Source organism: Faecalibacillus sp. TM498 (assembly GCF_020589955.1).
Lineage (GTDB): Bacteria > Bacillota_I > Bacilli_A > Erysipelotrichales > Coprobacillaceae > Faecalibacillus > Faecalibacillus intestinalis.
In genome coordinates this window covers 1-10,532 of the sequence record NZ_JAJDKB010000069.1, presented here as the reverse complement: position 1 = coordinate 10,532, position 10,532 = coordinate 1, and the positions used below count along the sequence as shown (strand labels likewise).

The window sequence follows — 10,532 nt, the reverse complement described above, 5'->3', positions numbered from 1 at the left end:
AGTCACAATCTGATTCATAAAAAATTTTTGCCATTTTTAATGTCCCCCTTAATTTTTATTACTCGATTTCCTTTTTCGTTACCCATTATACGTCTAATGTTGTCTTATGTCAATAACGTTGTCTGCTCTCTTTGGACATTTTTTTAACAATCATCAATTATTTCTTTTCTAACTTTAATTGATTGATTGCCCTTAAGATGTGTATACGCATGGCGCTTTTTGCCCCTTCTGCATTTCGATCATTCATAAATTCCATAATCATTTTATTATCTGAGATAATATCTTGATTAGATACATGTTCATATTCGTAAAGAAAAACCCCTTTTTGAATAGATTCTTGTAACACTGGTTCTAATCTTGACATAAATTCATTATGCGTTGCTTGTGCAATAGAACAGTGAAATAACATTTCTTGTTTTGCATAACTTTTTTTATTTGTAATACAGTCTTCAATTTCATTTTTGATTGCATTGATTCTTTCCAATTCTTTATCCGTTGCTCTAAGTGTTGCATAATAAGCAATTTCTGGTTCAAAAATCAAACGAATTTCGTAAAGATCATCTGCTCCCATTTTAACTTCCGGAGGAATATTGAACTTTTCAAAAGTTTGATTATCATAATCTTCTCTAACAAAAGTTCCTTTTCCTCTTTTAATTTCTAAAACATGTCGTGTTACTAAAATACGTATCGCTTCTCTTAATGTAATACGACTAACTCCTAATTCTTTAGATAATTCAATCTCATTAGGAAGTTTATCTCCTGGTAAATATTTCTTTTCAACGACGATCATCGAAAGGAGCATCTCAGCAATATCATCTGATAACCTTTTTTTCTTATCCATAGTTTCCCTCGATTCCTTAAATTACTTGAAATTCTATCACAAAAATAATAATTATTCTATGCCCTTTTGTCCATACATCTTTTTTTAATTCCTCATATAGTACAATGAAAGGAGGTTATTTATGGACAATATAGCCAATCAAGCCACTTTGCTTTACAACAATATGACAACTAATTCAAATACAGTAACAACTCAAATATTAAGTCTCTATGACTTAACTGCTACTAAAGAAGCACTTCTTGATACTTATACCCCTAATCAAACAATCACTTATGTAACAAGAGTAGAAAATACAGGAAGTGCTTCACTTTATAATTTAACAGTTGTTGATGATTTAGCTAAAGGACTCACTCAATATGTTGATAATAGTGTAGAAGGTTATTTAAATGGTACACCGATTGAAGTAAACGTACAAATAACAAACAATGCAGTTATTTTTACCATTGATAATGTAATAAATCCTAATGATAATGTGCTTATTATTTTTGAAACAACGACACCTACAACAAGACCAGATGTGCTTACAAATACACAAACAATTACAGCCAATGGTGGATCAACTACTGGTCCTATCGTTGCTGTCACACCAAATCCTAGTGCTTCTGTAAAACTTGCAAATTATGTATCATTAGATATTACCAAATCAGCAAATAAAGCTAGTATTTATAGTGGAGACACACTTGTTTATACTTTCCAAATTATCAATAATGGTAATGAAACTGCAACAAATGTTTCATTTAGTGATGTTTTCCCAACAGGATATACAATTAATAGTATTTCTCTAACAACACCTGATTCACCTACACCTATTATCTATGATCCAACAACTTATGTTACTGGAACAACACTTACAATTCCTAATTTAGCTATTCCTGTAGGTACTAGTACGCTTACTGTTTCAGGAATTTATACAAATTAAAATGGATGCCATGGCATCCATTTTAATCGTATAATTGAAAATTTAAATGATAGACAAGAGAATCAAACATTTTTGTATTAAATCCATAAGCAATACAATCATCTACTTCTCCATCCCAATCATTATTTAATTGCTCTAAAACTTCTTGTGCTTTTTCTTTTGTTATTTGACAAGTCGCAAAGAATTCAACAGCATCTTTTTCCATTTGTGATTCTTTGTAAGGAGATACTGAAAAATCAGGATAGATTTCTAATAATTCCTCTTTTACTTTTTGATAATCTTCTTCTTTTGAACTTGATATAACAACATATAATGTTCCTAACATTATTTCATCATCCTTTCTTTAAACTTTGATATATTTTCAAAATCATCATTTTGTCTTTTTTCTATATCATGATATAACTTACTTACCTTAAATGCAATCATGATAAAATAAAGAATAAGCATTACAATTAAAATGACAAACCACATAAAAATAAGCCAACCCATATTACATAACTCCTTTATCTAATTGATGTAAATCTTTATAATAAAAAATATAAAGCATGATTGCAGCAGCAGTCCAAGCAAGAACCTCTGCTAAATATATTCCATAAACACCCATATAATGCGGTAAAATAAGTGCTGCTGATACTCTCGTAATTAACTCAACAATTCCTGATACCATTGGAATAATCGTATTTTCCATCCCTTGAAGAGCACTTCTATAAGAATATAAAATATATAAAACTGGTAAACAAACAGCCATTGTAAATAAATAATCATAAGCATATTTTAAAACAATTTGTGTTTGTTTTGGTGTCGTAGATATAAAAAGTAATAATACTTTTTTACCAAAGAATAGAATAACGATCATAATAACAATGGAAATAAAAACAGATAAAATATTTGCTTGAAAAACACCGGATTTCATTCTTTGATATTTTTTAGCTCCATAGTTTTGTGAAACAAAGGTTGTAATTGCATAACCAAAGGATATAGCAACAACTTCTAATATTCCATAGAGTTTATTTGTTGCTGTATAACCAGCAATAAATAAGAAACCAAAGCCATTAACTACAGATTGTAAAACAATTCCACCAAAAGCAATAATCAAGTTTTGAAAAGCTAATGGTAAACCTAATTTAATGAGTTGATAAATAAGTTTTTGATCTATTTGAAAACTTTCTTTTTTAATTTTAAAGGGTAATTCTTTTCTTATTTTAAAATAACAAAAAGTAGCTGCAAATAATTGTGAAATCAATGTTGCTATTGCTGCACCAGCAATTCCTTGATGAAAGATACAAACAAATAATAAATCGAGTATAACGTTTAAACAAGCAGCAATGAGCATTGCAATAAGCGGTGTACGACTATCTCCTATAGCTCTTAAAATACTTGAAAAACAGTTATAAAAGATCACAATTAAGGCTCCACCAGACATGATTCTTAAATAGGTAATAGATCCTTGAATTGTATGACTTGGTGTATTTAATAATTTTAATAAAGGTTCGATAATTATTTGTGAAAAAATGATAACTAAAATTGCTATTACAAAACATGAAAGATAGGACATCGCAATTGATTTTTCCATTCCTTTTTCATCATTAGCCCCTAAACAATTAGATACACGAATTGAAAATCCTTGTGTAAAGCCCATTAAAAGTCCTAAAATAGCCCAGTTGATCCAATCTGCTCCACCAATAGAAGCTAATGCATCAACACCTACAAAACGCCCTACAATCATGGTATCTACCATGATATAAAGTTGTTGTAAAAAATTACCGAACATTAAAGGTAAAGCAAAGAAAAAGATAAGTTTTAAAGGATGACCTGTGGTTAAATTTTTCATAAATTCCCTCCATAGATTTAATTATTAAGAGTTTTTAATATAAAGTCAATCATATTATTTTTTTATTTTTTGATTTTAGGTTATAATGTATAGAGGTTAAAGGAGAGAGTAGTATGGCTAATTGTAATCATGATTGTAATTCATGTAAAAGTACATGTTCAAAAAAAGATTTTTTAGCACCAATGAATGCACATTCTCATGTAAAAAAAGTGATTGGTGTTGTAAGTGGTAAAGGAGGCGTTGGAAAGTCTTCAGTAACTTCATTATTGGCGCTTGCTAAACAAAGAGAAGGATATAAAGTAGCTATTCTAGATGGTGATATTACAGGACCTTCTATAGGACGTATTTTTGGCGTAGAAAACAAACAAGTTTTATCTAATGGTAAAGAATTCACACCTGTTGAAAGTAGTCAAGGAATTAAAATTATGTCTACGAATTTATTATTAGAATCAAATGACACACCAGTTATTTGGCGTGGTCCCGTACTTGCAGGAATGATCAAACAATTCTGGTCTGATGTAATGTGGGGAGATGTTGATTATATGTTTGTTGATATGCCTCCAGGAACAGGAGATGTTCCACTTACAGTTTTTCAATCACTTCCATTAGATGGTATAATCATTGTGACAAGTCCTCAAGAACTTGTAGGGATGATTGTAAGCAAAGCTGTTAATATGGCTAAAAAAATGGATGTCGATATTATTGGTATCGTTGAAAATATGTCTTATGTTAAATGTCCTGATTGTGATAAGAAAATTTATATGTTTGGTAAGAGTCATAGCCAAGAAGTGGCTGATCGTTATCAACTTCCATTACTTGGTCAATTACCTATTGATAGTGAATTGACTCAATTATCTGATCAAGGTTATGTTGAAAATTATCATTCTGATTGGTTTGATGAGTTTTCTCAAAAAGTAAAAGATATTTAAAAAAGCACTCACGTGCTTTTTTAATTTAGTGGTTCATTATTACGATTCATGAAGTCTTTTACGGCATCATTTAAAACATCATTTAAATATCTACTAAATTCATCTTTATCTTCTACATTAGATAATTGAATAGGCATGTTTACAACGCCAACATGAACATTTTCATCAGCCATAAGTTTTTCAATATCACCTGATTGTCCAAACATTTTTGATGCTGCTTGCATTGTTTTACAATGTGACATTGTCGCATAATATATATAATCTTCAATTGTTTCCATTCCAGCAACATCTTGAATTTGTTTAAATTGTTCTTCTAATAATTCCATTTCTTCATCATCAAATTCTAAAACAACTTGTTTCATCTCAATCACCTCATATTTCGTGTAATATATTATCACAAACTTTAAAAAAAGATAGTCTTTTTATTATTTATTTCTAACAAGAAATAAACTTATAGATCTAAAAAATCCCAATGTTAAAACATTGAAAACAGTGATCCAATCTCCATATTTAGGATAAACCTTTTTTATAATTTGATGTGAAATATAAATATTCATAATAAAAGAAAGTAAAATGCATCCTAAAAATAATAAAAAGATAATTGTATCTAATGAACCTAATTGAGCATTTAAAGAGAGATAAAAAAGAATTGTTCCCATAATTTCAATCATCATTAAAAATAATCCTTCCTTTTCCAATGCTACTTCTTTTCCTAGAAGATATTTACTGTAATAAGGAATCCATGATTTCTTTGAATGTGTTTTATTATAAAGAAAAAGACTTTCAAAAATATAATTTTCAACAAGATAAAAGATGCTGATAAAGATCAAAAAAAGATATAACGCATAAAAAGACATAAATAAACCTAAAACTACTAACACACTTATTCCTCCCATAATCTTGCCTCCTAAAAAATAAATTCATAAACAATGCCAAAGATTTCTCTTACAAAATATGTAGGAAATAACCACCAAGCAGTATGAGCACTTATAGCATAACTTTTGATATTTAATCGACGAGCTATTGTTTGTGCACGATATTCATGAAATTCATTTGTAATAATCGTGATTTCTTTAGATAAATTTTCTTTTTTAATTAATTGATAAGAAAACAATATATTTTCTCTTGTAGAAGTAGACTTATCTTCTTGATATAAGCGATGAGGATCAATTCCTTTACTTACAAGATATTGATACATACATTTAGCTTCTGATATTTCTTCATTAGCACCTTGTCCACCTGATAGAATACATTGTAATTTAGGATTTTCATTTAAATATTGATATGTTTTATCAAGTCTCTCTTTTAATGCAAGACTTGGTTTTTTATTTTTAACACGACATCCTAAAACAACAACTGTTGTTTCTTCTTGAGGTAATATATTCATATTTGTAAGTATTTTATAAGAACACGTAGAAATAATTGCTAAAAGGATGATTATGAAAGATAACATTATTTTAGAAAAAATCAAATGATGTAATGGCTTATTAAAAAAGATAATAAGGAAACAACCTAAAGAAACTATCATTCCTGCTATATTTCCAATATTTAAGATTCCTTTTAATAAAAAAGGAAGTAAAAAAATAATAAAACTTATGATAAAAAATATCAGTAATAAATATTTTATAATTTTCATTGTTTCACCTACTTGGATTCATTCTAACAAAAAATAGAGATTTTGACATCTCTATTTAAAATATTGATCTATTTTATTTTTATTTAGTTCTTCACCGATAACAATTATGACATCTTGCCCTTGATTGATTTCTTGTATAGAGGTATTTTCTTGAGTCATATTGATTTCATACCAGTGTTTTTCTTTTTGATAAAAACCTTTAACTCTCATGACATGACCACAATCTTGATCTTTAAATATATGATTTATTTTTTGAATAAATTCATCTTGATTGAATCTATTATTCATATAATAAAGAGATTGAAAAGCATCATTTTGGTTAAACCATAATTTTTCAATATAATCATTTGTATATTGACTATTTAATAATTCTTGATAATCTTCTTGGGTCATTTCATCCCATTTTTTAATTTTTAATCTTTCTTGTAGAAGAGGTTTTCCATGAAATAAAGCAAGTGCATCATTCATTTGTTGAATTGTTTCTACAATTCTTTCTTTACTTGTAGTATCTACTTTACTTAAAATAATTTTTCCTGCACTTACAATTTGGCTTGCAAGTAAATAAGAAGCTTCTTTAGATAAATTCTTTTCTAATGAGGCATCTACAATTGCAAATACATTTCCTATTTCATACCAATTTGTAAGAGGTTCTTCATGTAAAACATCAAAAAATTCTTCTACATCAAAAATACCTGATGGTTCTACCAAAACACGATCAAATTCTCTCATTCCCATAGATATCAATTTTGTCTTAAAACGTCTTTGATGACAATCCTTATCACAAGCTCCTGCTACCATTTCTAATTCACAATTTTCTGATTCTAAATCTTGTAATAACATCATATCAACATTAACTGCACCAAAATCGTTTTCAATAATTCCAATTCTATATCCTTGATCAATTAAATATTGAGCATATTTTTTTATGAAAGTTGTTTTACCAGATCCTAAAAAACCTGTTATTAAATCTACTTTTACCATAATCTTCACTCCTTGGTTTTATTATATATCTAAAGAAAAAAAAGTCTAATAGAAAGACTTTTTAATCTGTTCTTAACGCTGTTACAGGATCTTCTTTCGCTGCTTTTTTAGAAGGAACAATTCCTCCAAGTAGAGTTAAAATCACGCTTAAAATAATTAAAACAATTCCTGCAACTGGTGGTAAAGAAGCATTAACAGCTGTTGTATCTGCAATATTGTGAATAACAATATTAGCTGGGATAAGAGCGATTAATGTAATAATAATTCCAATAAGACCTGCAAACAATCCAATAATAAATGTTTCAGCATTGAATACTTGCGAAATATTACGTTTAGAAGCCCCTATGGCTCTTAATATACCAATTTCTTTTTTACGTTCTAAAACACTAATATACGTAATAACACCTATCATAATTGAAGAAACAACCAATGAAATACCTACAAAGGCTACAAGGACATAACTAATGACATTAACAATATCAGTTACCGAAGACATTAATGTTCCTACAAAATCTGTATACGTAATGACTTTGTCTTCTTGATTTGTTTTTTCCATTTTATGATTATACGTATCTAAAAAGTGAATCACTTTTTCTTTGCTTTCAAAGTTTTTAGGATAAATACTAATACTTGCTGGTTTTTTTAAATCAGCATATCCTAATTTCTTTATATTATTATCATATGAATCTTGTTCACTTGTCATCATTGATGAAATAATACTCATAAAATCATTTTCATCACCACTAAAGCTCATTGCTTCTGCAAAAGCATGACTATCAAATTGAAAAGCATTTTCCATTGATGAACTCATAGACATCATACTTTTTTGAATACCTCTTTGTAGAGAGGATGATAAATTTTGCATAGATGATTGCATATATTGAGACATAATTTGAGAAATTTGTGTTTCTATGTTTGTTGATTGTATAATAGATGTCATTTCTTGAGTTAAAATATTCTTTGCTTCTTGTGAATTTAAATAGCTCATTAAATACTCATTTATTTTTGTAATATCTAAATCATTTGCGCCTAATTGTTTTTTATAATCGTCTAAGACTGCATTGATAATTTGTTGCATTTCATTTTGATCAATACCATCTTCAATATATTTCTTTACTTGTTCTTCTATAACTTGACGTGCATGATCTGTTTGTAAGTAATTTATAAATTCTTGTGTAGCTTGATTAATATTTACTTCTGGATGATTTTTTTCATATTCTAAATAACCATTTAATAAAGAATTAGCTAAATGATCAAGTTGATCACTTGAAACATTAAATTGAATTTGATTAATTATTTGATTCATGTCTAATGTTGGAAGTGATAGATTTGTCAGTTCTTGATTTAAATTCGTAAAATCTAATTGTAAAGCTTGTGTATTGAACTTAAATGCTGATTGCATTTTGTTTTGATCAATTGTAAATAATGAACTTAAATCAAATTGTGAATTTTTTTCTTCAAAAGCATTTCCTGTAAAAATATTCACATTTTTATTTTTTAATTGATCTTGAACAATTTGAGTTGTAGATGACTTTTCTATAATATGTTGTACAAGTGATGATGGATAATAAATTCCTGTTGATAACATGGTCGCTGTTTGATCATCTTTAGGTTGGACAATGCCTACAATTTTTAAATCTTCACCATTTTGAACAAGTTGATTCATATATGTTTGATCATTAGATTTATCTTTATATACATGATATTGTTCATCATATTCATAATAATCCGCCGATTTAACAAGTTTGAATGTTTTATTTAAAATATCTTGATAACTATAATCATCCTCTTTTAATGTCACATCTACATCTTCTTCATTAGCAAACTGTTGTACCATTTGATCTAATTCTGATGAATCTCTTAAACCAAGTGTATAAGCCATCATATCACTTATCTTTCCAGAGGAAGTAAGAACAACAACACATTCATTATATTTTTTTGGCCAATGACCTGCTTTCATATCATATTGCCCACTAAATAAGTTAGTGTTTTTAGGCATGGATTTAAAGACATCTGTAGACATCATGGAAGACATCATACTATTTGAACTTGTGGATGATCCCATTCCTAGGGAACTAAATGTTTTATCGGGATTAACTTGTCTATAAGTATTATCTTGATAGCGATATATTTGTGGTGTCACATTATAAGTATATTCGATTGCATTGGAATAATTTTTTAATTGTTTTTGATTACTTTGAATATAACTCTTTAATGATTCTAAATCATTTGATCCAATTTTAGAAAACATTGTAGTCATCATATTAGCTACTTGAATATCATTTTTAGAAGATTGTTTTTTATCTTGACTATCATCTACTAACATTGATGACATATCTATACCAGTACTTGTAATTTGTAAAGGATATTCTGACAACGTATCTTCTTCGATTGTTTGAATATACGTATTAACACCATTTGATAAAGATAATATAAGAGCTATTCCTATAATCCCTATAGATCCTGCAAAAGATGTTAAAAAAGTTCTTCCTTTTTTTGTTTTTAAATTATTAAAACTAAGGGATAGTGATGTAAGTAAAGACATAGATGTTTTTCCCATATTACGATGTTGTGGGACAAAACTTTCAACATGATATGGGTTTGTATCATCTAAAATAACTCCATCTTTTAATGTAACAATACGTGTTGCATATTCTTTGGCAAGTTTTGGATTATGAGTAACCATAACAACAAGTCTGTCCTTAGCAACTTCTTTTAATAAATCCATAACTTGTATACTCGTTTCACTATCTAAGGCTCCTGTTGGTTCATCAGCCAATAAAATATCAGGATCATTAACCAATGCTCTTGCAATAGCAACACGTTGCATTTGTCCTCCTGATAACTGATTAGGCTTTTTATGAATTTGTTGTCCTAATCCTACCTTGGTAAGAGCATCAATTGCTTTCTCTCTTCTTTGTGCTTTAGAAACACCAGAAATAGTAAGCGCAAGTTCAACATTGGATAAAATTGTCTGATGTGGAATTAAGTTATAACTTTGGAAAACAAAACCAATTGTGTGATTACGATAAGAATCCCAATCTCTGTCTTTATATTTTTTTGTGGAAATACCATTGATAATTAAGTCTCCACTGTCATATCTATCTAATCCACCAATAATATTTAAAAGTGTGGTTTTACCAGAGCCACTTGGACCAAGTATCGATACAAATTCATTATCTCTTAAATTAAGGCTGACATGATTTAAAGCTTTTTGAATAAAATTTCCCGTTTTATACTGTTTACAGATATCTGTTATTTGTAACATCTTTCCCCCTCCATATAGAATAAAATTATCATTTCAATTTGAACTTATTATTAATAGTATATAAAAACATAAAAAAAAAGAAGGAACTGGCAACGAGCTATTTTCGCACAATGTACTATCTTCGCCG

11 protein-coding genes are annotated in these 10,532 nt (G+C 28.4%); 2 read left to right on the top strand and 9 right to left on the bottom strand.

Features of this window, described 5'->3' with window-relative positions:
• Window positions 1-157 precede the first annotated feature (157 nt).
• Entirely contained in the window at window positions 158-841 is a 684-nt protein-coding gene (locus tag LJD32_RS13730) for a FadR/GntR family transcriptional regulator (RefSeq protein WP_227392659.1), read from the bottom strand.
• Between the two features lie 121 nt (window positions 842-962).
• On the opposite strand from LJD32_RS13730, the gene LJD32_RS13725 reads away from it, so the two are divergent.
• Window positions 963-1,760, top strand: a complete 798-nt coding sequence (locus tag LJD32_RS13725; protein WP_227392658.1) for a DUF11 domain-containing protein — start codon at window positions 963-965, stop codon at window positions 1,758-1,760.
• Window positions 1,761-1,782: 22 nt separating this feature from the next.
• On the opposite strand, the gene LJD32_RS13720 is transcribed toward LJD32_RS13725, so the two are convergent.
• From LJD32_RS13720 to LJD32_RS13710, 3 genes are read right to left on the bottom strand one after another with little or no spacing between them, the layout of a single operon-like run.
• Window positions 1,783-2,085: a hypothetical protein gene (locus LJD32_RS13720; protein WP_227392657.1), complete on the bottom strand. Its 303-nt coding sequence runs from the start codon at window positions 2,083-2,085 to the stop codon at window positions 1,783-1,785.
• Complete coding sequence (locus LJD32_RS13715) at window positions 2,085-2,249, bottom strand: hypothetical protein (RefSeq protein WP_022002562.1); 165 nt, start codon at window positions 2,247-2,249, stop codon at window positions 2,085-2,087. The genes LJD32_RS13720 and LJD32_RS13715 overlap by 1 nt, the downstream gene beginning before the upstream one ends.
• A gap of 1 nt (window position 2,250) precedes the next feature.
• Entirely contained in the window at window positions 2,251-3,591 is a 1,341-nt protein-coding gene (locus LJD32_RS13710) for an MATE family efflux transporter (RefSeq protein WP_032089585.1), read from the bottom strand.
• Window positions 3,592-3,704: 113 nt separating this feature from the next.
• On the opposite strand from LJD32_RS13710, the gene LJD32_RS13705 reads away from it, so the two are divergent.
• Complete coding sequence (locus tag LJD32_RS13705; RefSeq protein ID WP_022002560.1) at window positions 3,705-4,520, top strand: Mrp/NBP35 family ATP-binding protein; 816 nt, start codon at window positions 3,705-3,707, stop codon at window positions 4,518-4,520.
• A 20-nt stretch (window positions 4,521-4,540) separates the two neighbouring features.
• On the opposite strand, the gene LJD32_RS13700 is transcribed toward LJD32_RS13705, so the two are convergent.
• From LJD32_RS13700 to LJD32_RS13680, 5 genes are all read right to left on the bottom strand, one after another.
• Complete coding sequence (locus LJD32_RS13700; RefSeq protein WP_022002559.1) at window positions 4,541-4,882, bottom strand: hypothetical protein; 342 nt, start codon at window positions 4,880-4,882, stop codon at window positions 4,541-4,543.
• A gap of 63 nt (window positions 4,883-4,945) precedes the next feature.
• Window positions 4,946-5,416: a hypothetical protein gene (locus tag LJD32_RS13695; RefSeq protein ID WP_119362557.1), complete on the bottom strand. Its 471-nt coding sequence runs from the start codon at window positions 5,414-5,416 to the stop codon at window positions 4,946-4,948.
• An 11-nt stretch (window positions 5,417-5,427) separates the two neighbouring features.
• Window positions 5,428-6,156 carry a YdcF family protein gene (locus LJD32_RS13690; RefSeq protein WP_227392656.1) on the bottom strand — a complete coding sequence of 243 codons (729 nt, stop codon included), beginning with the start codon at window positions 6,154-6,156 and terminating at the stop codon, window positions 5,428-5,430.
• 51 nt (window positions 6,157-6,207) lie between these two features.
• Entirely contained in the window at window positions 6,208-7,137 is a 930-nt protein-coding gene (locus tag LJD32_RS13685; protein WP_032089581.1) for a GTP-binding protein, read from the bottom strand.
• A gap of 61 nt (window positions 7,138-7,198) precedes the next feature.
• A complete protein-coding gene (locus LJD32_RS13680) occupies window positions 7,199-10,405 on the bottom strand; it encodes an ATP-binding cassette domain-containing protein (RefSeq protein ID WP_227392655.1) in 3,207 nt (1,068 codons plus the stop codon).
• Window positions 10,406-10,532: the final 127 nt, after the last annotated feature.

Excerpts from the sequence above, each read along its gene's own strand:
- LJD32_RS13730 (WP_227392659.1), bottom strand. The coding sequence starts at position 841 with ATGGATAAGAAAAAAAGGTTATCAGATGATATTGCTGAGATGCTCCTT.
- LJD32_RS13725 (WP_227392658.1), top strand. The coding sequence starts at position 963 with ATGGACAATATAGCCAATCAAGCCACTTTGCTTTACAACAATATGACA.
- LJD32_RS13720 (WP_227392657.1), bottom strand. The coding sequence starts at position 2,085 with ATGTTAGGAACATTATATGTTGTTATATCAAGTTCAAAAGAAGAAGAT.
- LJD32_RS13715 (WP_022002562.1), bottom strand. The coding sequence starts at position 2,249 with ATGGGTTGGCTTATTTTTATGTGGTTTGTCATTTTAATTGTAATGCTT.
- LJD32_RS13710 (WP_032089585.1), bottom strand. The coding sequence starts at position 3,591 with ATGAAAAATTTAACCACAGGTCATCCTTTAAAACTTATCTTTTTCTTT.
- LJD32_RS13705 (WP_022002560.1), top strand. The coding sequence starts at position 3,705 with ATGGCTAATTGTAATCATGATTGTAATTCATGTAAAAGTACATGTTCA.
- LJD32_RS13700 (WP_022002559.1), bottom strand. The coding sequence starts at position 4,882 with ATGAAACAAGTTGTTTTAGAATTTGATGATGAAGAAATGGAATTATTA.
- LJD32_RS13695 (WP_119362557.1), bottom strand. The coding sequence starts at position 5,416 with ATGGGAGGAATAAGTGTGTTAGTAGTTTTAGGTTTATTTATGTCTTTT.
- LJD32_RS13690 (WP_227392656.1), bottom strand. The coding sequence starts at position 6,156 with ATGAAAATTATAAAATATTTATTACTGATATTTTTTATCATAAGTTTT.
- LJD32_RS13685 (WP_032089581.1), bottom strand. The coding sequence starts at position 7,137 with ATGGTAAAAGTAGATTTAATAACAGGTTTTTTAGGATCTGGTAAAACA.
- LJD32_RS13680 (WP_227392655.1), bottom strand. The coding sequence starts at position 10,405 with ATGTTACAAATAACAGATATCTGTAAACAGTATAAAACGGGAAATTTT.